The 23,246-nt window shown below is 45.2% G+C and carries 21 protein-coding genes; 4 read left to right on the top strand and 17 right to left on the bottom strand.

Annotated elements, in window-relative coordinates; genetic code table 11:
* The first annotated feature begins 153 nt into the window (after positions 1–153).
* Complete coding sequence (locus Q5C82_RS08100) at positions 154–375, top strand: DeoR family transcriptional regulator (RefSeq protein WP_003152337.1); 222 nt, start codon at positions 154–156, stop codon at positions 373–375.
* Between the two features lie 120 nt (positions 376–495).
* On the opposite strand, the gene Q5C82_RS08095 is transcribed toward Q5C82_RS08100, so the two are convergent.
* A complete protein-coding gene (locus Q5C82_RS08095) occupies positions 496–1,215 on the bottom strand; it encodes a pseudouridine synthase (RefSeq protein ID WP_003223403.1) in 720 nt (239 codons plus the stop codon).
* 68 nt (positions 1,216–1,283) lie between these two features.
* The gene (murJ, locus tag Q5C82_RS08090) at positions 1,284–2,918 is read right to left on the bottom strand and encodes a lipid II flippase MurJ (protein ID WP_013308033.1); all 1,635 of its coding nucleotides are present in this window, start codon (positions 2,916–2,918) and stop codon (positions 1,284–1,286) included.
* Positions 2,919–3,120: 202 nt separating this feature from the next.
* Here murJ and Q5C82_RS08085 point away from each other — a divergent pair, with 202 nt between their 5' ends.
* Together Q5C82_RS08085 and Q5C82_RS08080 are read left to right on the top strand one after the other, a co-directional pair.
* Positions 3,121–4,383, top strand: a complete 1,263-nt coding sequence (locus tag Q5C82_RS08085; protein ID WP_032727399.1) for an NAD(P)/FAD-dependent oxidoreductase — start codon at positions 3,121–3,123, stop codon at positions 4,381–4,383.
* A gap of 189 nt (positions 4,384–4,572) precedes the next feature.
* Positions 4,573–6,108, top strand: coding sequence for a BCCT family transporter (locus Q5C82_RS08080; RefSeq protein WP_003223399.1), 1,536 nt, complete (start codon positions 4,573–4,575; stop codon positions 6,106–6,108).
* 37 nt (positions 6,109–6,145) lie between these two features.
* Here the strand turns inward: Q5C82_RS08080 and Q5C82_RS08075 are convergent, their stop codons facing one another.
* The 6 genes from Q5C82_RS08075 to rmgP form a co-directional block, all read right to left on the bottom strand.
* The gene (locus Q5C82_RS08075) at positions 6,146–6,328 is read right to left on the bottom strand and encodes a sporulation protein Cse60 (RefSeq protein ID WP_003223398.1); all 183 of its coding nucleotides are present in this window, start codon (positions 6,326–6,328) and stop codon (positions 6,146–6,148) included.
* A 67-nt stretch (positions 6,329–6,395) separates the two neighbouring features.
* Positions 6,396–7,064, bottom strand: a complete 669-nt coding sequence (locus Q5C82_RS08070; RefSeq protein ID WP_003223395.1) for a YesL family protein — start codon at positions 7,062–7,064, stop codon at positions 6,396–6,398.
* Between the two features lie 21 nt (positions 7,065–7,085).
* Positions 7,086–8,372 carry a Gfo/Idh/MocA family protein gene (locus Q5C82_RS08065; protein ID WP_003223393.1) on the bottom strand — a complete coding sequence of 429 codons (1,287 nt, stop codon included), beginning with the start codon at positions 8,370–8,372 and terminating at the stop codon, positions 7,086–7,088.
* A gap of 11 nt (positions 8,373–8,383) precedes the next feature.
* Entirely contained in the window at positions 8,384–8,887 is a 504-nt protein-coding gene (locus Q5C82_RS08060) for a lipoprotein YteS (RefSeq protein ID WP_079996437.1), read from the bottom strand.
* Positions 8,884–10,005 carry an unsaturated rhamnogalacturonyl hydrolase gene (gene rmgQ / locus Q5C82_RS08055; RefSeq protein ID WP_136975888.1) on the bottom strand — a complete coding sequence of 374 codons (1,122 nt, stop codon included), beginning with the start codon at positions 10,003–10,005 and terminating at the stop codon, positions 8,884–8,886. The genes Q5C82_RS08060 and rmgQ overlap by 4 nt, the downstream gene beginning before the upstream one ends.
* A gap of 7 nt (positions 10,006–10,012) precedes the next feature.
* Positions 10,013–10,978: a polygalacturonan/rhamnogalacturonan ABC transporter permease gene (gene rmgP / locus Q5C82_RS08050; protein ID WP_003223387.1), complete on the bottom strand. Its 966-nt coding sequence runs from the start codon at positions 10,976–10,978 to the stop codon at positions 10,013–10,015.
* A 215-nt stretch (positions 10,979–11,193) separates the two neighbouring features.
* On the opposite strand from rmgP, the gene Q5C82_RS08045 reads away from it, so the two are divergent.
* On the top strand, positions 11,194–13,509 hold the full coding sequence (locus Q5C82_RS08045; RefSeq protein WP_003223385.1) for a helix-turn-helix domain-containing protein: 2,316 nt from the start codon (positions 11,194–11,196) through the stop codon (positions 13,507–13,509).
* Between the two features lie 40 nt (positions 13,510–13,549).
* Here the strand turns inward: Q5C82_RS08045 and Q5C82_RS08040 are convergent, their stop codons facing one another.
* The 9 genes from Q5C82_RS08040 to bioW form a co-directional block, all read right to left on the bottom strand.
* Positions 13,550–15,052, bottom strand: coding sequence for an extracellular solute-binding protein (locus tag Q5C82_RS08040; protein WP_003223383.1), 1,503 nt, complete (start codon positions 15,050–15,052; stop codon positions 13,550–13,552).
* A gap of 23 nt (positions 15,053–15,075) precedes the next feature.
* Entirely contained in the window at positions 15,076–15,936 is an 861-nt protein-coding gene (locus tag Q5C82_RS08035; protein WP_079996637.1) for a carbohydrate ABC transporter permease, read from the bottom strand.
* Between the two features lie 208 nt (positions 15,937–16,144).
* The gene (locus tag Q5C82_RS08030) at positions 16,145–16,906 is read right to left on the bottom strand and encodes an NAD(P)-dependent oxidoreductase (protein ID WP_003223380.1); all 762 of its coding nucleotides are present in this window, start codon (positions 16,904–16,906) and stop codon (positions 16,145–16,147) included.
* Between the two features lie 77 nt (positions 16,907–16,983).
* Positions 16,984–18,171 (bottom strand): cytochrome P450, encoded by a 1,188-nt coding sequence (locus Q5C82_RS08025; RefSeq protein ID WP_003223379.1) that lies wholly within the window; start codon positions 18,169–18,171, stop codon positions 16,984–16,986.
* A gap of 66 nt (positions 18,172–18,237) precedes the next feature.
* Positions 18,238–19,245, bottom strand: a complete 1,008-nt coding sequence (gene bioB, locus Q5C82_RS08020) for a biotin synthase BioB (RefSeq protein WP_003223377.1) — start codon at positions 19,243–19,245, stop codon at positions 18,238–18,240.
* A gap of 2 nt (positions 19,246–19,247) precedes the next feature.
* Positions 19,248–19,943, bottom strand: a complete 696-nt coding sequence (gene bioD, locus Q5C82_RS08015; protein ID WP_003223375.1) for a dethiobiotin synthase — start codon at positions 19,941–19,943, stop codon at positions 19,248–19,250.
* On the bottom strand, positions 19,940–21,109 hold the full coding sequence (gene bioF / locus Q5C82_RS08010; protein WP_003223374.1) for an 8-amino-7-oxononanoate synthase: 1,170 nt from the start codon (positions 21,107–21,109) through the stop codon (positions 19,940–19,942). Before bioF ends, bioD begins: the two co-directional genes overlap by 4 nt.
* Positions 21,099–22,445: an adenosylmethionine--8-amino-7-oxononanoate transaminase gene (gene bioA / locus Q5C82_RS08005; RefSeq protein ID WP_003223373.1), complete on the bottom strand. Its 1,347-nt coding sequence runs from the start codon at positions 22,443–22,445 to the stop codon at positions 21,099–21,101. Before bioA ends, bioF begins: the two co-directional genes overlap by 11 nt.
* Complete coding sequence (bioW, locus tag Q5C82_RS08000; RefSeq protein ID WP_003223371.1) at positions 22,435–23,211, bottom strand: 6-carboxyhexanoate--CoA ligase; 777 nt, start codon at positions 23,209–23,211, stop codon at positions 22,435–22,437. The genes bioA and bioW overlap by 11 nt, the downstream gene beginning before the upstream one ends.
* Between the last annotated feature and the right edge of the window lie 35 nt (positions 23,212–23,246).

The raw sequence follows: 23,246 nt of genomic DNA, 5'->3' as shown, positions 1-23,246 counted from the left end.
ATCCCTAGATTCATCACTGCGATATCGTGTATAATGAGGGCGAATTATTTTAAAAATTACAGATGTCTGCCTTTGTTGCTATTTCGTACGCAGTTGATAGTCGTGAGTTGTGGTTAGTCAAGTCCATCCGATCTTATGATAGGGAGTGGTTTTTTGAAACCTTCAACAAACCGTATGCTAACTCGAATCAAATCAGTTTACATGTTTATCCAAGAAAAAGGTCTTGTGACAACACAGGAACTGGTTGACGAATTCGGCATTACACCTAGAACGATTCAAAGAGACTTAAATGTGTTGGCATATAATGATCTTGTTCATAGTCCAAGCCGTGGCAAGTGGGAGACAACGAGAAAGAAAGTAAAGATTACCTCATAAATTGAAAAATTACATAGGGCCGCCTGTGAGCGGCCTGATAGATATAGGGCACAGAAACTTCTGAGCCTTGTTTTTGTGTGCTTATAAATAAAAAATCCCGCATCGAAATGCGGGATTTTTTTATGCTTGCGGCTCATTCAGCCGCTTAAGCTCTTCTTCTGTAAGCTCACGATATTCTCCCGGCGCCAGAGCGGGATCCAAGGAAACTGGTCCCATCGAAAGCCGCTTCAAATAAATGACTTCATTGCCGACGGCCTTTGCCATCTGTTTGACCTGATGGAATTTTCCTTCTGTAATTGTCAGATATACTACGGTATTGCCGTTGTCGTTTGCTTTGATTTCCGCTTTTGCAGGCTTTGTTTTATAGCCGCCTTCAATGTAGACTCCCGTTTCCAAATCAGAGATGTCTTCCGGTGAAATCTGTGATTTTAAATGGACTTCATACGTTTTGGGAACATGCTTTTTAGGCGAGAGGAGCCGATGTGCGAGCTGGCCGTCATTTGTAAGCAGCAAAAAGCCCTCTGTATCTTTATCAAGCCTGCCGGCAGGAAACGGCTCAAATCTCATCTCCTCTGGCGTCAGCAGATCGATCACTGTTTGCTGCCGGCTGTCCTCAGTCGCCGACAGCACTCCCTGGGGCTTATTCATCATAAGATAAATGAACTTGCGGTAATCAACCGGTTCCCCGTATACAGTAACCTCCTGCGTATCAGGATCAACGTGCGCCTTTACATCTTTTGCCGGTTTACCGTCGACCATGACGGCACCCGCCTTCACAACAGCTTTGACTTCTTTTCTGGAACCATATCCGCTATTGGCAAGCAGCTTATCAAGTCTCATACCCGATCTCTCCTTTATAAAAGAAAGCCCGCAGCATGCGAGCCCTCAGTTTCAATATATCTCGTTCATCAGCCAGCATGTCTGCCTCTCTTTAAGAACCCCGGCAAACGGCGGCCTAATATTTTCTGCAAAAATCCTAACCGGTAGCCGCAATACAGATAAACAGCTCCGCCAACAGCGGCCGCAATCACTACAACGATCGCAGCTTGCACCTGGCCATCCTGGTAGGAAATAAAGAAGCTTAATACCCACTGTACGATTTTCACGGCAATACCCATAATGGCTGATAAGACCAGCATCAAAACAGTCCGTTTGACTAATATCTTATACGAATAGCCTGCATGGCGCTTAATCATGATAAATCCGTATAAAAGTGAAGCAATATATCCAAGCGCTGTCGCTAAAATCGCGCCGTCAGCCTGCATCAGCTTGATCAGAGGAACATTCAGCACAAGCTTGATCACGACGCCGATCACAAGGCTGACAACCGCAAATTTTTGTTTATTGATACCCTGCAGAATGGCTGCGTTGACCGTAAATAAAGAGAACAGAATCGCAACTGGCGAATACCAAAGCAGAATGTTTGCACCCAGCTCAGGATGAAGGCTCTCTGATCCGTAAAAGAACGTATACGTCGGTCCTGCCAATAGAGAGATCCCGACAACAGCTGGAATAATTAAAAACAGGATCGTCTGCATCGTTTGATTGATCTGCTGATTCAGCAGCTTATAGTTTCCGCTTGTAAACGATTCAGTAATCGTTGGAATTAATGTCAGGCCGAAAGCCGTTGCAAGGGAAACCGGGATCATCACGAGCTTCTGTACATACAGGGTAAGAATCGCCAGCATGTCCTGACTGATGGCTTGATGGCCGGCTTCAATCATCGCTTTGTTAAACGTATTTGTATCAATATAGTTATACAAAGGGATGGCTAGTCCGACAAAAACGTACGGAGCGGCATAGCTGAACAGCTCGAAAAACATTTTCTTGTAGCTTAAGTTTGCTGTCGGTCCCGTATTCGGCATCATCGCCAACAGGCTGCCCTTCCGTTTGTTCCAATAAATATACAGCACGATCAGTCCTCCGAAGGCGCCGATCAGCGCTGCGAAGGTTGCATAACCGACAGCGATCACAAGGCCGCCGTTGAAAACTTTCAAAATCAAGAATGTCGCACTCAGTAAAAAGATGATGCGGACAATCTGTTCAACGACCTGGGAAACAGCTGTCGGTCCCATCATTTGGTGCCCTTGAAAGAATCCGCGGACAAGGCTCATAATCGGCACGACCAAAAGCGCTAAGCTGACCATGCGAATGACATAAACGACATGATCAATTGTCAGGCCGTTATTATCCTTGCCCCCAAGCGATATTTCCGCAAAAATCGGAGCGGATAAATACAGAATGAAAAAGGCAATCATTCCAGTGACGAGCATAACTGACATGCCCGCCTTTAGCATTTTTCTGCTTGTTTCATAATCCCCTTTGGAATTATATTTGGAAACAAATTTAGAAACAGCGGCCGGAAAGCCCATCGTAGCAATATTCAAAAATAAAGTGTATTGGTTGTATCCGTATTGAAATAATGCACCGCCTGTCGCCCCGACCATAATGCTGAAGGGAATTAAATAGACCATTCCCAGAATTCGCGATATATATGTACCGAGCGTTAATACAAACGTGCCTCTTAACAGTTTGCTTGACATGTTTCTTCATCACCATTTTCTACGAAGATTCAACTTTTCTATTTTACCACAACTGGGCATTTAGACGGTAATAAATACAAAAGCAATCTTGTGAACATTCAGGTTCGCGGCAAAAGACGTTTAAGGAGAGGCTTTCTTTCGCTATAATAGTACTGCGGACAAGGTGCGCACACGAATCGGAAAAAGAAAGTTGATGATAAAGATGAAACAATACGACGTAATCGTAATCGGCGGAGGCCCATCAGGCTTGATGGCTGCGATTGCAGCAGGTGAACAGGGCGCAGATGTTTTGCTGATCGATAAAGGAAATAAATTAGGCCGGAAACTCGCGATTTCTGGGGGCGGCCGCTGCAATGTGACGAACCGCCTTCCTGTGGAGGAAATTATTAAGCACATCCCCGGCAACGGGCGTTTTTTATACAGTGCGTTTTCTGAATTTAGCAATGAAGACATTATCAAGTTTTTTGAAAATCTCGGCATTCAATTGAAGGAAGAAGATCACGGCCGGATGTTTCCTGTAACAGACAAAGCCCAAAGTGTGGTTGACGCGCTGTTAAACAGGCTGAAACAGCTCGGCGTAACGATCAGAACGAACGAGAAAATTAAATCTGTCATCTATGAAGATGGACAAGCAGCAGGGATTGTGACGAATAACGGCGAAATGATTCATAGTCAGGCAGTCATTATCGCTGTCGGCGGTAAAAGCGTGCCTCATACCGGAAGCACGGGAGACGGCTATGAATGGGCTGAAGCCGCAGGGCATACAATAACAGAGCTGTTTCCGACAGAGGTTCCCGTCACTTCTGCCGAACCGTTCATTAAGCAAAAAACACTTCAGGGTTTATCACTTAGAGATGTTGCTGTCAGTGTGCTAAATAAAAAAGGCAAACCGATCATCACACATAAAATGGACATGCTGTTTACCCATTTCGGCCTCTCGGGACCTGCCATTCTCAGATGCAGCCAATTTGTCGTGAAAGAGCTGAAAAAACAGCCGCAAGTGCCAATCAGAATTGATTTGTATCCGGATATCAATGAAGAAACACTATTCCAAAAGATGTATAAAGAACTGAAAGAAGCACCGAAAAAAGCCATTAAAAACGTGCTGAAACCTTGGATGCAGGAGCGCTATCTCTTATTCTTGCTCGAAAAAAACAGCATCTCTCCGAACGTATCATTTTCTGAGCTGCCGAAGGACCCTTTCAGACAATTTGTAAAGGACTGCAAGCAGTTTACCGTTCTCGCGAACGGCACACTGTCTCTTGATAAGGCATTTGTCACAGGAGGAGGGGTATCTGTAAAAGAAATTGATCCGAAAAAGATGGCTTCTAAAAAAATGGAGGGCCTTTATTTTTGCGGTGAAATTCTGGATATCCACGGCTACACAGGAGGTTACAATATTACCTCAGCCCTTGTAACAGGAAGGCTTGCGGGGCTCAATGCCGGTCGCTTTGCCCGCTCTTGACCAGCCTTTTCAAATTTTTACAAAACGCTGAACATTTGAAAATTCTCCGCATTCATGTTAGGGTGAGACTTGTTTTGTTTCACCTGATTGCGGGGTAATTTTAAGAGAGGAATGATCTGCCAGCGTACGACCATACTAAGCCTACGAGCAGATATAGGCGTACACAAAAAATTTAGAGGGTGAGAATATTTGAAAAATATATCTAGTGTATTTTGGATTGTGATTGTGATCACAGCTGCCGCTGTATTGTGGGGCGTTGTTTCTCCTGACAGCCTGCAAAACGTATCCCAATCTGCACAAGCATTTATCACCAATTCGTTTGGTTGGTATTATCTTTTAGTTGTCTCATTGTTTGTCGGGTTCTGTCTCTTTTTGATTTTCAGCCCGATCGGAAAAATTAAACTTGGAAAGCCCGATGAAAAACCGGAATTCGGGTTATTATCATGGTTTGCCATGCTGTTCAGCGCAGGCATGGGAATCGGCTTGGTATTCTACGGTGCGGCTGAACCGATCAGCCATTACGCAATTAGCTCTCCATCAGGTGAAACAGAAACCCCCCAAGCCTTTAGAGATGCACTCCGCTATACGTTTTTCCACTGGGGTCTGCACGCTTGGGCCATTTATGCCGTTGTAGCATTATGTATCGCATATTTCCAATTCCGAAAAGGCGCTCCGGGATTAATCAGCAGTACGCTGACACCGATTCTCGGCGATAAAGTGAACGGCCCGATCGGAAAACTGATTGACTGTATAGCTGTTTTTGCCACAGTTGCCGGGGTAGCGACAAGCCTTGGTATCGGGGCAACTCAAATCAACGGCGGATTGAATTACTTATTTGGGATACCAAATAACTTTCTCGTTCAATTTATTTTGATTGCCGTTGTTACTATCCTTTTCTTGGTTTCTTCGTGGAGCGGACTCGGAAAAGGCATTAAGTATTTGAGCAACACCAATATGGTATTAGCCGGGCTGTTAATGCTGTTTGTGCTGTTTGCCGGGCCTACCGTACTGATTATGAACTCATTTACAGATTCTATCGGACAGTATATTCAAAACATCGTGCAAATGAGCTTCAGGCTGACGCCGTACGATCCTGAAAAACGTGAATGGATTAACGGCTGGACGATTTTCTATTGGGCATGGTGGATTTCCTGGTCTCCATTTGTCGGCATTTTTATCGCCCGGGTATCCCGAGGACGGACAATCCGTGAATTTTTGATCGGCGTCTTGGTAACACCGTGTATTCTCGCGTTCCTATGGTTCTCTATCTTTGGCGTATCTGCTATGGATATTCAGCAAAAAGGCATCTTCAATGTTGCGAAGTTGTCAAGTGAAACGATGCTGTTTGGAACACTCGACCACTATCCGCTGACGATGGTGACATCTATTTTGTCATTAATCCTGATCGCTGTGTTCTTTATTACGTCTGCTGACTCTGCAACATTTGTGCTCGGCATGCAGACGACATACGGCTCATTGAACCCGGCCAATTCAGTAAAATTCAGCTGGGGCATCATTCAATCTGCCATGGCTGCTGTCCTCTTGTATTCCGGCGGGCTTTCCGCTTTGCAAAATACAGCGATTCTGGCAGCGCTTCCGTTTTCTATCGTCATCCTGCTGATGATTGTCGCTCTCTATAAATCGCTCTCAAAAGAACGGAAAGAGATCAAAAAAGCAGAGAAAATCGACAAACCGAGAAGTCCAAGAGTGAAAAAGGCATATTAACAAAAAAAGATCTTTCCGCGCCTGCGGAAAGATCTTTTTATTTGCGATATAGAATAAGGGCGGAAAAACAGTAAAGCTGCTCACCGTCTGGGTCACACGCCGCCGAAACCGTATATTTGATATCAATTAGCTGCTCCTCCGATATCCCTTTTAAAAATGAATTGATTTCCGTCTGTAAGTCTTTTTCATGCTCTTCATCAAATACTGCCACCTTCAGCATCTTATCCGCTCTCCTTTCTCTATCAATCTATTCCATTTGGAACAGCGTTATGATAGAGAAATGATGATCACCTCGTCTCCGGATAAAAAGCTTCCCGTGTTTGGTGCTTCTTCTGCGGGACACCGTCTTGCTGCTCCACTTTCAGCAGTACGGCATAAACAATTCGCATATGACAGTAGCTGATCAGGCTGACGCTGAAAAAAGGGACAATGCCGGGCAGGTACGCAAGCAAGAAAAGGAGAGCGACAGTCAGCGCAAGCATGACGAGTGTATATTGCAAATACGCCACACTGAGCAAGAGCGAAAACTTCACATACAGACGTTTTTTCCAGTCAAAATGGACAAGCAGCGGAAACACATAAAAAAGCATGGATACGAACAAAAATCCAAATATCATAATGGCGAAGCGCAGAACATGCAGAAGGAAATGGCTCGGATAAATAAAGGCCAAATCAATATAAATGATCAATCCGATGATCGCCAATACAGCGCCAATCAGATTTGAACGAAAAAATTCAGCCTTGTATTCCCGCCAAAACGTTTTTAGCACTGGAACGTTGTCCTGCCCCTGAATCCATTTCCGCATGACAGCGAATAAAGCTGCGGTCGCGGGCATGACGCCGAACACACCGAGACCGAGCAACGTAAAAACCAGCCAAAGCAAGTTTGTATACGCAAATCTCATGATCCATTCACAAAAGCGCAGTACCCGTCCCATTGAACCATCATGATCCACGGCGGCCCCTCCTTTTCCGCATTATACATTTTGCATCTGAAAAAGCCTTTTAATGTCGATCGGCTTCTTTTCGGCAACCGAGCGCCACATCCCCTCACCAACCGCGATGGAGTAGGCTCCTGCTTCAGCCCCGGCTAAAATGTCATAGCGGCGCAGCGGGTCTCTTCCTAAAAAAAGATCCTCAAGCAAAAGCGGATCGCCTCCGCCGTGTCCTCCCTCGTTTTTGACCACTTGTATCGTCTGCTTTGATTCAAAAAGCGGATAGTATTCGATCGTCTGCTCAGGAAAAGCAAACGGAATTCTGGAAGGCTCGTGAAATTCATTTGATTCGATACGCCCTTTTGTGCCGTTGATCGTCAGCCGGTAGCCTTCATACGGGGCTGAAAATATAATCGAGTAGCTTAAAAGCGCGCCTCCGTCATATTTGACAGCCGCCACGTACGTATCCTCGATGTCAATCTCTTCGTCAAAAATACACGCGTCAGGCCTGTATGCCGTATATAAGCTGGACTGGTCTCCCGCTTGGAGATGATCATCCTTAACAGAGGCTTTGGAGGAGCGGGGATGCCATCTTGAATAGTAATGGCATTTTTCTTTAACCCGGCACGTCCCGCAAAAACGCCCGTCTTCTTCCGGCAGCGGATTCCACTCACTGTCCGGCCCATAGTAATTCAAGGCGCCGTAAGCAAATACCTCCGCCGGATTTTGCCCGAGCCACCAATTAACGAGATCGAAGTGGTGTGTTGATTTATGGACAGAAAGACCGCCGGAAAGTGGTCTTGACCGGTTCCAGCGTTTAAAATAGCTGGCGCCGTGATACGTATCAATATACCAATTCAAATCAACAGAGGTTACCCTGCCTATTTTTCCGTCCAGAATCAATTCTTTAATTTTCCGGTGGAACGGGCTATAGCGATAGTTAAACGCGACGGTGACTTTCCCTTTGCTTTTCGCCTCTGCCTCAAGCACCCGATTCGCATCCTGCACGGTCGTCACCATTGGTTTTTCTGTAATCACATCCGTATCCCACTGAAGGCTTCTTAAGATATATGTGACATGTGTGTCATCCCTGCCTGCCACAATGACGATATCAGGCTTTGAAACGCGCATCATCTCATCAAAAGCGTCTTCGTTGTACTCCGGTACGTGAGCAAGCTCGGGAAACTTCTTCTTGCATACGGCAAAACGTTTCGGATCTGCATCCAGCAACCCTGTAATTTCATAATGTGTTGAAAATCGCTCTATCAGCGGTTTGATAAACATACTGAGAGCTCTGCTGCTCAATCCGCAAATGACGATGTTCTTCAATGTCCTCACCTCTATCGGGCTTCAGTTAGTTGGGAAATCAGCTGCAGCGCTTCCTCTGTTTTTTTAGCGTACACAGGGATAAACGCCGCCATATTGCGATTCAATTGAAAAGAATAGCCGTTTAGCTGTTTTTCCCCTTTTTCGATCTGAACGGCGTAGGCCGTTTTTTCTCCTGTTTTTTTATTAACAGTTGTATAAGGAGATGTTTTTTCCAATCGTAATCCGTCTAACGGCTGAAAATTTTCCGGATCATCGTACGCTTGAAACATGTCTTCTGGCACGATGAAAACATCTCCCTCGTGAGCGGTGATTTCAGTCAGCAGTTTTTCCGGAAAGGCTGGAAAGATATCAACCTTCCCGGCCTTCTGCTCAGCGGCCTCTTTGATGTTTTTCTGTACGCCTGCCTGCATATCAGAAAAGAGGATGACATGCATTCCGTCCGGCCTGCTTGAGCATGATGTCAAAAAGAGCAATGAGACGATCATACACAAAGCCGTACGTATACTTGTTGTCATTTTCCCGTTGACCTAAAAAGAGGCTCCAGCTCTGTCATGGCTAAAATAAACGCGCCGGCCCCGTGCAGGTCGTTTGTGCTTCTTTCCCGGCTGACATAATAGTCATAGAAACCGGCTGACGTTCCGACACATATATCTTTGACGAGAAACGCACCGTCTTCTGTCGTTTCGGTTTTATGCTGAATCAAACCTTGATACGCTTTGAACAGTGTTGGTTCGTATGCCCTGTTTAGATATCCTTTATTGATCCCTTTCGCGATTGCGTACATGTACAGAGTTGATCCTGAGCTTTCCAGCCAGTTATCGGGCCTGTCGCCCTTATCAACGATCTGGTACCATAACCCCGTCTCCTTGTCTTGATAGCGGCAGATGCTTTCAATCATGTCCTGCAGCGTTTTTTTCCACACGCGACGGTTTGGATGCTTTTTCGGTAGCTCTTCAATCATGTCAGCAAGAGACATGACGTACCACCCGATAGAACGCGCCCAGAATTCCGGTGAACAGCCTGTCTCTTGATTGGCCCAAGGCATTTTTTTCGCTTCATCCCAGGCATGATAATAGAGTCCGGTTTTTGAATCCTTCGTATGCTTTCTCATTAGCGACTCTTGGAGCACGACCTGATCAAACAGCTCCGGCTCCTGCTTCAGATTCGCATACTTCAGTGCGAACGGCCCGCCCATGTATAAACCGTCAAGCCACATTTGATAAGGATAGCCGTCCTTGTGCCAAAAACCATCCTCAGACGTCCGGTTCAGTGTCCCATACAAGCTGCGCAGCCTTTTTGCCGCTTTGACATACCGCTCATCATTGGTCTGCTCGTATAATGGAAAAAGAATAAGACCCGCTTGAATAGCGTCAAGCTCATCTCTTCTAAATAATAGATTGCCATAATCATCGATTAAGAGATCTGCATAAGCCTTCGCATACTCAAAATACTGTTTTTGCCCGGTTGCTTCCCACAGCCGCAATACACCGCATAAGAAAACACCCTGATGGTAGTGCCAGCGGTTTGCAGGCGGCAGCTCCTCCACTGTGTACGTGTTCATAATGGTTTTTGCCAATGCCTCCGCGTACGTAAGAGGCGATTTTACAGCGATTGATTGATCCATTGATCCCATCCCTTTCTTAATAGATTCCTTCCTCGCCAAATTTCTTCGCCAAACGATTCGCAAGCATGACCAAAATCAGCCCGACCGCCGCTTTAAACACGCCGACCGCTGTACTGTAGCTGAACTGGCCCTGTTTCAGCCCTGCAGTATAAACGTACGTATCAAAAATTTCCGCCACTTCCCTGTTTGTCGCGTTTAACAGCAAATACACATGCTCGAAGCCAAGCTCCAGCGTGTCTCCGATTTTCAAAATCAGCAAAACAACGATAACGCTTTTAATGGCGGGCAGCGTAATATGCCACATTTGCCGCAGCCGTCCCGCTCCGTCCATTTTCGCCGCTTCATACAGCTGGGGGTCAACCGCTGTAATGGCTGCCAGATAAATGATCGTCGACCAGCCCGCTTCCCTCCAGATGACCTGCAGAATATACAGGGGCCGGAACCAATCTTCGTTCAGCAGAAAATTGATTTTTTCGCCGCCAAAAAACACAATCAGTTCATTAATCAAGCCTCCGTCTACCGTTAAAAGCACAAACGAAAGCGATACAACAATGACCCAAGACATAAAATGCGGGATATAAATCAGTGTCTGAACAAACTTTTTAAAAAGAGCGATCCGCACTTCGTTTAATAGAAGCGCCAGCAAAATCGGCACCGGGAAAAATATAACCAGATTCAAAGCAAATAACACGAGCGTGTTTTTTAACAGGAGAAAAAATGTAGGCTCTGTAAACAGCCTGATAAAATGCTTCAGTCCGACCCACTCACTGCCCAAAATGCCGAGAAACGGCTGATAATCCTGAAACGCAATCACAATTCCCCACATCGGGACATACTTAAAAAGCAAAAAATAAATACACCCCGGCAAAATCATCAAGTACAAATATTTCTGTTGAATCAGCTTGCTTAGTAAGCGCTTTCTTTTTTCTCTTTTAAAAATGACTGCATCAACAGCCGGCGCTTGCGCTTCTGCTGTTTTCATCTTTTCCAAGCCTCCTTTCACGGGTTCTTGCATTCACTGTAGCGCAGCAGGCAAAAGTCCGTCTACAATCATATGATCACATCCTGCCTTATCCCTTTATGATCAAGGCTTCAGCCGTTCCACCTGAAAAAAAGACACCGATATTAGAAAATGATTATTGACAATATCTATCAATCTTTGGATTAATTGTATTAAGATGAAGTGGATGTTATGAAATGGGGGGTTTTATGAAAAGAAGCCAATACAAGTTTTATTACAAACTAATCACGTTTTTCTGTCTGCTCAGCACCATACCAGTCATTCTGGTCGGATTGTTTTCGTACGAGCACTCTCAGAAAACGGCTATCTCCAACGTTTCGGAGGAAAAACTCGACACACTTCAGCAGACCCAGCAAAGCATTGAGCATATTTTGAAAACCGTCGATCACTCTTTAACCCACTATGTGAGTTCGCCGCCTCTCCTTCGCACACTGTCCGAGCCCTTGCACTCTGACCAATTTCAAATCTATAACCAAGTGCACCAAGAACTCAACTATCTGCAAAGCTTTGATACCGACCTGTCCAACATGACGCTAGTCAGTTATATAAAAAAATGGTACATGAACAATTCAGGCTTGTACCGTTTAAATACAGACTCCCTTCATGAAGCATCAGCAGCGTACACGCAACACAAAGCAAGCCGCTCGTATTGGACGCTTGAAGAAAACAATCATTTGATTTCGACAAAAGAAGGCACATCAGACAACTGCCGCTACAATATCAATTTGATTAAACAGCTTCCTTTAAACAGCACAAATACGAAGGGATTGGCCGCCGCCAGCATCCCGAGCTGTTCACTTGTCAAAAACATGCCTGACTATTCAAACGCCAACAACCTGTTTATCATTGATGAAAAGGGCCGCATCATCCTGCATAACAACATGTCTGACATCGGTGAATCTCTTCAAAATGACGACTTTGTCCAAAAAATGCTGTCGCAGACCGCCAATAGCGGTCAGTTTGAAACAGTTATTGACCGGATTCATTATAAAGTCACCTATCAAAAATCGGACTATAACACATGGACTTATTTCTCTCTCGTCTCCTTGCCTGAATTAAAAAAAGAGGCCAAGTCAATCGGCTGGATCACTTTTACGGTATGCTTCATTTTGTTAGCGCTTTCATTATTGTTCTCTTGGCTTGGCTCCCGCCACTTTTATAAGCCGATCAGAGTGCTTTACGAATCCTTCGCAAGGCATGGTGCCATACAAGAGAAACAGCCGCCTCAAAATGAATTTGAGTTAATTGAACAGAGCTTTAAGCAGTTAAAAAACAGAAATGACGACCTTGAAGAAACGATGAAACAGCAGGCAACCCATCTGCAGCAATATTTTATGGTCAGGCTCATGCTTGGAAAACTAACGGATGAGGAGGTCAATAATCGTTTTGAAAGCCTTGGTTTAAAGCAAAATTGGCGGCACCTCGCCCTGCTCGTGCTTCAAATTGATACGCTGAATCATACGCCTTATGAGAAAAAAGATATGGATCTACTTTTGTTCGCCGTCAACAGCCTTATTGAGCGAAACATTCCTGCAGACAAACATCTTGCACCCGCCGTTGTGGACAAACAGCAAGCAACCATTTTGATCAACCAGAACGGGACAAAGGAAGAATTCTTGGCTGAGCTGAGTGAGACTGCAAGAATGATTCAGGAAAAAGCGGAAGTTGAGCTGCAGCTGTCTGTCAGCATCGGCATCAGCCAGCCGTTTGATGCGCTCGCAAAAACGAAAACAGCCTATGCAGAAGGCTCAGAAGCGTTGAAATACCGGCTCAAAGCGGAAAACAAATCGATCATCTTTTACGAAGACCTTGACCAGAAAAAAACCTTCAAAACCCACTTTCCAAAGCAGCTTCAGCATGAGCTGTTCGATGCCGTAAAAGCGGGAGACAAGGAGAAAGCGGACAAATGCCTGCACGCGATTTTGCAAGCTATTTTCACCCAAAACACCAACCCGTATCAATTTCAAATCGCAATCGCCCGCTTTTTGAACCATGTGATTGAGCTGATGCATGTGCTCGGGATCGAATTGTTTGAGCTTGAAGAAAACAAAATGCTGTATGACCAAATTTTTGAACTGAAAACGTTTGAGGATACCGAAAACTGGCTCAAGAATGAGTTCATTCATCCAATGACAGACAAAGTGAACGCCCGTGCGGATGCCCAGTACAAAAATATTTCCGACAACATTATCCATATCATCCACCATGAGTTTGAATCCGATTTGACACTGGACGAGATCGCCCGCAGGCTGCATTACAATCCAAACTATTTAAGCAGCATTTTCAAAAAAGAAATGGGCATTTCATTCAGCGAATATGTCTCCAGCTACCGCCACCATATGGCGAAAAGCTGGCTTGCCGAAACCGATATGGCGGTAAAAGACATTGCCGAAAAGCTGAAATACAAAAACTCGCAAAACTTTATCAGATCATTTAAGAAGCTGGAGGGGATTACACCGGGAAACTATCGCCAGCAAAAAAGAAGCATGTAAAAAACCCAAAACGCGCAAGCGGTTTTGGGTTTTTCCAGTGTTATTTTGCTTGTTTAAACGCTTCTTCGTATTCCTGAATAATTTGCTTTCCACCGCTTGTCTCCCATTTTTCCACTTCTTTATCAAACTGGCTTTCTGTGATGTCTCCAATCATATATTTATAGGTCGCGTCATCGATGATTTTCTTCAGTTCATCTCCCCGTTCCGACTCCGCAGCGGAATACAGGCTTTCAGCAGGGTTTGAGACGATGATCTTTTCATTGTCTTCGGTCAGCTCCTCGTACGCCGTCCGAAGCGGATCCCCAGTGTTTTTTAAGTAGGCTTTATCAATGGCGATTAAGGCGGACAGCGGTTGAATATCAGTCTGCCAGTCTTTCACTTGGCTTTCTTCGCGTGTGAACGTTTTGCCCTCTCCTTTGTTGTAATGAACGCCGTCAATGCCATAAGTCATCAGACTATAGACGTCTTCTTCGGCAATTCGGTCAAAAAACGCCAAAATCCGTTTAAGCTCAGCTTCCGTTTTCACACTCGTTTTTGGAAAAGCAAACAAGCCGTTATGCCCTCCTGATGCCCACACCCGCTCTTTCCCATCTGGGCCTTTTATGCGGTTGATGATTTCAAGCTTCATCGATTTATCGGAGGCATGGTCGCGCAGATTAACCGCATCTACCATATTCCCAATGTAGATGCCGGCTTTTCCTTGAGAAAACAGCTCTTGCTGCTGGGTTTTGCTTGTAACAGGAAAATCCTTATTCATATAGCCGTTGTCACGCAGCTTTTTCATATAGTTCATTGTGTCTTTGTATTCCTGCGTCATGAAGTCAGGCGTGAATTTGCCGCCTGATTCCTTCCAATCTGTCGGCATGCCTTCATAAGAGCCGAGCGTTTTAAATGCGCCGTAAATTAAGTCATTGCGGTCTGTCAGCCCGAATGTATCGTCTTTCCCATCCTTATCCGGATCATCCTCCGTAAACGCTTTGGCCACTTCATAAAGCTCATCCAGCGTTTTCGGCGTTTTCAAATTCAAATTGTCCAGCCAGTCCTTCCGAATGACGATTCCCTGTCTGGAAAGCGGACGTTCTCTGTATATCCCGTAGAGTTTGCCGTCGATCGTTACGTTTTTATTAATGAGTTTGTTCATTTTGCTTAAGTTCGGATAATCTTTAATATAATCGCCAATCTCCCAGAACATTCCTGATCTGAAGGCATTCATGACTGACGAATTTTTAATATCCTGGATGGTCACGATTTGCGGAAGATTGCCGGCAGCAAGCGCTGCATTCAGCCTGTCTTCTTTCACCGCGTCTGGGACCCAGGTGATGTCCAGTTCTGTATTTGTCAGCTTTTCAATTTCTTTAATCGCCCTGTCTTTCGGCGGCTGCTGGTGATACAAAATCGCCATCCAAGACAGCTTCACCTTTGAATTCGAGTCAGCTTTGCCTTCGGCCGAAGACTGATCAGCCCCTTTACAGCCCGCCAGCACTCCGCCAAATGCAAGTACAAGTACAAGCACAATCAAAAACACTCTCCATTTGTTTCCCATCGTACCCCTCCATTTCATATTCATTATCCTTTGACAGATCCCAGCAAAGCTCCTTTTGCAAAATGCTTTTGTATAAAAGGATAGACGAGCAGAACCGGGATGGTCGCCACCACTATGACTGCCATTTTGATGGTTTGCTCAGGCGGCGGGCTGCCCGACCCCATTTCTGACATATCCCCCTGCATCCCGCTTGATACAATCACGATTTGGCGCAGAAGCACCTGAATCGGCCATTTTGCAGAATCATTTAAGTACAAGATCGCCGTCATATACGTGTTCCAATACGTAACCGCATAAAATAGTGAAATCGTTGCAATCGCAGGAAGAGACAGCGGCAGCACAATTTTAAAGAAAATGCCCAGATCATTGCACCCGTCAATTTTCGCGGACTCTTCCAAGCTTGACGGGATATTTTGAAAGAAGTTTTTCAGAATGATCAGGTTAAAGGCATTAATGGCTGTCGGCAAAATGAGCGCCCAGTAAGAATCGAGCAATCCAAGCGATTTGACCACAAGGAAAGTCGGAATCATGCCGCCGCTGAAGAGCATCGTAAATACGACGAGAAACATGAGCGGCTGCCGCCCGATTAAATCACGGCGGGATAACCCGTAAGCCATCAGTGACGAAAGAAACATGCTGACCGCAGTGCCTATCACTGTCACAAACACAGAAACAAGCAAACTCTTATAAATAATATCTGTTGAAAAAATGTAACGATAAGCATCTAGCGAAAAAGTGGTCGGTATTAAAATAAATGTTTTCGACACGACTTCTTCTACTGTGGCGAAAGATGCCGCGATGACATGAATAAACGGAAGTACGCATATTAAAGCGAACATCAGCAAAAACCCGTAAATCAAAATATCAAACAGGCGATTTTTCAGTGAATGTGCGATAGCTCCCACCTCTCTTTTTGTAAGCGTTATCATTCTTTTTTAAACGAGCTGCAGCATGTGACGATATCGTGTCTAAAATGTAGCAAATCTGTGATTGCCATGTCTATAATCATTTGAACAGAGCCCCCGGCACGGCGGGGGCTGGCGTGAATGAAAACTGATGACAAAAGAAAAAGAGCATAATCTTAGAAAATGATTATGCTCCATTCTCTTCCTCTTTCAGAAGCTCGGCCGTATTAATTTGAGGCGAAAATCCAAGTTCATTAACAGCGGATTCAATCGACCATGGCCGGCCTGGATTATCAGAGACGGCGTAATAAGTGCCGTACCTTAGATTGGTTTCAATGGCGGCTTTAAAAATCGACAGCAGATCGGGGTGAGAAAGCAGTGTTTTTTTCGTCCGTTCTTTTTCATGCAGCGTATCCATTTCATCTGTGACGACAGTTCCGATTCGAAGGTTGATCACTGAAAGCTTATTTTCCAAATAAAATAAATGGCCGATCTGTTCCGAGGTCAGCTTTAATACACCATACAAGTTTTTTGACAGCGGATAATCGCTTGTTGTGATTTCCCGTCCTAAGAGAGAACGCCCGTCCTTTTCGTATACATCTGTGACATGATTGCTGCTGGCGAACACGAGCTTTGGAATGCCGAGCTCCGCTACGGCGCGGCACAGATAATAGCTTGCCCTATAGAAAACATCCGTCATTTTCTCGAATTCAGCGATGTCCATGACATCGTATTTGATTTTGACAGCCAATAAATTCAAGATCACATCGGTATCTTTCGGAATCTTCTTTAACAGCTCCTCATAATTTGCCGCATCAGCCTGAATGGAAGAGGCTGTGCCATCAAAATGATCTTTATCAAGCACTGTCACTTCATAATCCGAAAGAAGCCCTTCAGCCAGTAGTCTCCCAATCACACCATTTCCGCCGGCGATCAGCACTTTTTTCACTGTGTTCACTCCCCTTTTTTATAGATTGCCCATTTTCGGCGGGGCTGACACTTTTTTCGGCACTCACATGCTTTGGTTTATTCAAAAGTCACCGGCAGCTCCTCAAGCGCCCGAAAGCCAAAAAGCGGCCGGTACCGCCATTTAGATTCAGCGAGCTTGAGGCCGGGCATTCGCTGCAGAAGGGTATGAATCGCCATTTGTGCTTCTAATCGTGCAAGTGAGGATCCTAGGCAAACATGATGGCCATGCCCGAATGAAAGATGCGGATTAGGGCTTCTGGTGATATCGAAGACATCAGCGCGCGTGAATATGTTTGGATCTCGATTGGCAGCCCCTAACAGCAGATAGACTTGTTCCCCTTTACGAATCGTCACCCCGCTAATATCAATATCTTCAGACGCAACTCTGGCTGTCATTTGCGTAGGGCTTTCAAAGCGTAAACATTCCTCAACTGCGGTCGCAATAAGATCTGGGTTTTCTTTTAGCTCCAAAAGCTGTTCTGGGTGCTGCAGCAGACAAAGGATTGAATTGCTGATGAGATTGACCGTTGTTTCATGTCCGGCGATCGCTAGCAATATGCACGTAGATGCCACTTCCTCTTCCGTCATCTTATCCTTTTCTTTCCCCTTCAAGAGCATGCTGATCATATCCTGCTGCGGATGCCGTTTTCGCTTTTGAATCAGCTCTCTAAAATATGCCATAGCCTGTACAGCGCTATGATTGCCCTCTATTAATGCCTTTCTTGACCGGGTAAAATCTATCGTTTGAATGAGACTTGCAGCCCAATCTTTTAATTGCTCCCTATCTTCTGCCGGTACACCTATAATGTTGGCTATGACGTAGCTCGCTAAAGGAAAAGCAAAGTCCGAAATCACCTCCATCTTTTTTTCACCTTGCACTTGATCAAGCAAGTGATGGACAGTTTCATCGATATACGGACGATACCTCTCTGCCATTCGAGGAGTAAACGCTCCGCTGGCCGGCATCCGCAATCGTCTATGATCAGGCTGATTCTGAAACAGCATCATCTGATTTTGCACATGTGTAAGATCCTGATATTTGATTGACGTCTCAGGGAGCGGGGTCCGGACTTTGAATCTGGCATCTTTCAGGATAGCTGCCGTTTCTTCATATCCTGTGACATACCAGCCCGGGTATTTTAAGAAACTCCCTTTGTATATAGGATGAACAGCGCGCAATGTTTCGTAAAAAGGGTATGGGTTTTTCAAAAACTCTGAAGATGCAGTTGAAGATGCAATAGTCATGTGAACCTTCTCCTTTCTGTTCAAAAATAAAAGCAATCGACATCACGATTGCTTTTATTGAATCTTTCAGCTTTTCGCACTTAAACTGGCCTTCATTTCTTCGACAGATTCGACTTCAAAGCCTAAATCATTCAGCATTTTATGGTCCTCCGTCTCCTCTTGTCCGGCAGTTGTTAAGTAATCTCCGACAAAAATGGAGTTAGCGGCGTAAAGCCCTAATGGCTGTAATGAGCGGAGGTTGACCTCTCTTCCTCCTGAAATGCGGATTTCTTTTGACGGATTGATAAAACGGAACAGCGCCAGCACTTTTAAACAATACAGCGGGTTTAATTCGTTGACGCCTTCTAACGGCGTGCCGTCAATCGCATGCAAAAAATTCACCGGAATGGAATCCGCGTCAAGAGCCTTCAAGCTTTTTGCAATATCAATGACGTCCTGTTTCGTCTCCTTCATTCCGATAATGGCGCCTGAACACGGAGATAGCCCCGATTCTTTTGCCATTTTAACTGTATTGACCCTGTCATCGTATGTATGTGAGGTCGTGATGTTTGAATGGTTTCTCTGTGACGTATTCAAATTATGATTATAGCGGTCTACTCCGGCTTCTTTCAGCCGCTTCGCCTGCTCCGGCTTTAACAGTCCGAGACACGCACAAACCTTCAGTCCATATGTCTCTTTAATTTCCTGCACCGCGTCTACGACCTGATCCACTTCTCTGTTGGACGGCCCCCTGCCGCTTGCCACGATGCAATATGTGCCGATATTTAGATCGTGCGCCCGCTTTGCGCCTTCAAGAAGCGTTTCCTTATTCACCATCCGGTAAGACTGAATCGGCGCTTTTGAAATCGCAGACTGTGAACAATAGCCGCAGTTTTCGGGACAGAGTCCTGATTTCGCATTCATAATCATATTGAGCTTTACTTTTTTTCCATAAAAGTGTTTTCTGATATGAAAAGCCCCATGCATTAATAGCAAAATATCTTCATCCGGACAGTTTAATATCGAAAGCGCCTCTTCGTCGGTCACTTCTGCTCCAGCAAGCACCCGGTCTGCGAGTTCCATCCATTGATTCATTCTCATACCCCCACTTGATTCATCAGTAATGATAGATTGATATGGTCTTTTACCATATGTAGAACCGTTTCTTTCGTCACGTTGGCAAGCTTTGGCGTAATCCCTAAAATCGGCACACCGCATAAGCGCTCAATCATCTCAGGATTGGTTTTTTCATCATCATCAGGGGAATCACAGATTCCATTGATGACAATTCCGGCAATTGGCAGACCCATGCTTTTTGCATATTGGACAGTTAAAAAGGTATGATTAATTGTTCCGAGATGAGGACGTGCCACAAGGATGATGGGAAGCTGTAGCGCTTTTATGACATGACTGACTAAAAAATCCTCTCCCAAGGGCACAGAAATACCGCCCGCACCTTCTACGATAAAGCATTCATGTTTTTCTCTTATCTGCTCCCAATGGCTTAAGACCTCTTCCATGGTGACAGCCTTTCCTTCCAGCTTCCCTGCAACATATGGTGCAAGTGGCGCTTTGAAGGCAAAAGGCGTAATGTCTTCATGAGAAAGACCCGTCTGTGACGTATCTTTCAGGAGGCTAGTGTCGCTCTCCGGATGATGACGAGATATACCGCTTAAAAATGGTTTAAACACCCCGACATCTTTGTTATGTGCTCGCAATAAAGCGGCGATTCCGCTGGATATAACCGTTTTCCCCACTTCTGTATCTGTTCCTGTCACAAAAAAACCCCTCAAATGATGTGCAGCTCCTTTCCAATTGAATGAAATGATTTCAGCAAATGATCAATATCACCCATACTATGATCAGCAGTGATTGTTAATCGGATCCGGCTTTCACCTGGCGCAACGGTCGGTGGCCGAATGGCTGGGGCATAAATTCCATTGTCCTGCAGTTTTTCAGCAAATGTGACCGTTTTGCGGGCATCGCCGATGACTATAGGAATAATCGGCGTGTGATCACCTTTTACCACATAACCCATGTTCTTCAGACTGGTTCTGATCATGTTGATATAAGAAAATAAAAGCTGCCGTTTTTCCCTGCTGACTTCAATGATGTTGAAAGCCTCATAAGCGGCTGCACAGCTGGCTGGCGGAATAGCGGTTTGAAAGATAAATGTTCTGGCATGGTTGAGCAAAAAGTCGATGAAGACCGCTGAACCTGCGGCAAAACCTCCTTCCGTGCCAACAGCTTTGCTTAAGGTGCCGATCACAATGTCAGGACAAACCCCAAAGTACTCACTCGTTCCTCCTCCCGAATCACCCAAAATACCTGTTGCGTGGGCATCATCAACGATCACGAAGGCATGATAGCGTTTCGCAAGTGAGATGATCTGATCAAGAGGGGCAATTGTGCCATCCATGCTGAATACCCCGTCTGTTACGATAAAACGGCGCTGATAACACTGTGTTTCATTCAGCTTGTTTTCAAGATCATCCATATCAATATGCCGGTAAACAACTGTATCAGCCTTGGACAGCCGGCAGCCATCAATCATACTTGCATGATTGAGTTGATCACTTAAAATGACATCTTCCTTTTCTGGCAATGATGAAAGGACACCGACATTGGCTAAATAACCGCTCGAAAACAGTAAAGCCGCTTCCGTCCGTTTAAAGGCGGCAATCTTTTTTTCAAGCTTTTCATGCCAAACCGAATTGCCTGTCGTTAAACGGGAGCCGCTGCTTCCTGCCCCAAATTGTTGCAGTGCTTCTTGGGCTGCAGAAATCAAGCGGCTATGGCTTGCCAGTCCTAAATAATTGTTTGAAGACCAGACCGTTTGATTTTCCCCATCAATGTTCCTCTCTGAAACCGGAGCCCCGTTCATTGTCCGCAGATTACGGTATAAGCCGGCTTCCTTCGCTCTGTCTAACCTCTCGTTTAACCAGGTGTCAAACTTCAAGGCTGGTAACCTCTTGTATCGCTTGTTTCATAATGGCAACCATTTCCGCGAGCTCTTCAGCTGTGCTGGCGAGAGGAGGCAGAAATGCAATCACGTCCCCAAGCGGCCTTGTCAGCATGCCAAGCTCCCGCATTTTAAGGGAAACTTTGTATCCCACCCGCCGATCAGCAGGGTAAGGCTTTTTGGTTTCCTTTGACTGAACAAGCTCTGCACCGCACATAAAGCCCAGCTGCCGAATATCTCCCACGTGAGGAAGAGCGTACAGATCTTGAAGAAGGAAATGGAGTTTTTCACTTTTTTGCGCTACTTGTTCCACAATGTTTTCAGATTCAAATAATCTTAGATTTTCAAGTGCAACCGCACAGCCGAGCTGATTTCCTGTGTAGGAATGACCGTGGAAAAAGGTTTTTTGGTTTTCATAATCATCATAGAATGCCGTATAGATGTCTTCAGTGGCAAACGTAACGGCGATTGGCAAATAGCCTCCTGTAATGCCTTTGCCGGCAGCCATCAGATCAGGCTGGACATTCTCGTGCTCACACGCAAACATTTTTCCGGTACGGCCAAAGCCTGTAGCGACTTCATCAACGATCATCAACACATCGTATTGAGTACATAGCTCGCGCACGCCTGCCAAATATCCTTCCGGCATCACAATCATACCGGACGCCCCTTGAACCATTGATTCTATTGAAAGCGCGGCAATTTCCTCATGATGTTCTTCGAGCAGCTGTTCAAGCTCTCGCAGGCACTCATCACGGCACTCATCAGGATCTCCGCTTTCAGAGCGATACACATAAGGAATCGGAGCTTTGTAACTTTCAAACATTAACGGGCCGTATACGTGGTGGAACAGTTCAATTGAACCCACACTGACAGCGCCAATCGTATCACCGTGATAGCCATTTTTCATTGCGATAAATTTTTGTTTCTCAGGCTTTCCGATGTTCTTCCAATACTGAAACGACATTTTTAGGGCTATTTCCATCGCTTCTGCACCGCTGTCTGAATAAAAGACTCGCGTGAGCTTTTTTGGGCTGATGTCGATTAATGCTTCGGCAAGCTGCGTTGCAGGAACGTTGGTCATGCCCAATAACGTAGAGTGCGCGATTTTTCCAAGCTGCTTTTTTATCGCGTCATCTAATTCCTTTTTGCGGTGCCCGTGGACATTAAGCCAAACAGAAGAAAACCCGTCATAGTATTCCTTGCCGTTTATGTCTTTGACTTTAATTCCAGTACCGCTTTCGACGATTAAGGGGTTTTCATCATAATCTTTCATTTGGGTAAACGGCAGCCAGAGGTGCTTTTTACTTTTTTCTATCAAATCATGAGTCATGGTCTTCCTCCCACTCTATCAAAATAGGCTGCTTCTCCAGATCATGTATGTACGTATTTACATCTTCGGAGCCATCAATAAAAAAGATGCGGCAGCCGTCTTCAGACCCGTATTCTTTCAATGCTGTAATACGCTGATAGCCCATTTTCTTACCTGCAACATAGCCTGTTATGTAATCAGGGTCATCTGACCAGCATAATTCTGCAACGGCTGCCGGGAACCGGCTAACCTTTGAGGCGAGCGCAAGTGCCTCTTTTATTCTAGAATGTGCCGGCACGTGATAGCGAAGCGCCCATTTTTCAAAATTGGCATCCGGCCAATCCATTCTGGAGACCCTCACCCCTTTTCCTTTTGTTTGATCAATCCGTTTGCCTGAGTGGATATCAAACAAAACAGCTCCCCTGACACCCGACCATGAAATGATTTGTTGATATGCTTTTTCAATCACTTCTCGTGAAACGCCTTCTCTTTCCAACAACAATCGGGCAAGCTTTTGGCCCTCTTCCGGGGAGCTCACTTCGTTCGTGCGCACTGGCAATGGCTGAATGGTTTTTATCGGTTCATGAACCTCTTCAAATTGAATTTGCATAAAATCAGGTTTTCCCCTTGAATGGGATAACCCTTTTTCTAATAAGGAATTGACTGTACGCTTCATCTCATGGAAAGGAATAAGCCGTTCTCCGCCAGATATATGCTTTCCGCCGTCTTCATGAGATCCATTCATAGAAGCCCTCATTCTGACACTATAAAATGTTTCTTCTTGCATCCAATCTCGCCCTTTCACTGATAACTGAAGAACGT

The sequence above is a fragment of the uncultured Bacillus sp. genome, from assembly GCF_958411575.1.
Taxonomy (GTDB): Bacteria; Bacillota; Bacilli; order Bacillales; family Bacillaceae; genus Bacillus; species Bacillus spizizenii.
Note: the sequence above shows the minus strand (reverse complement) of the source record. Positions and strands in the feature narration are given on the sequence as shown.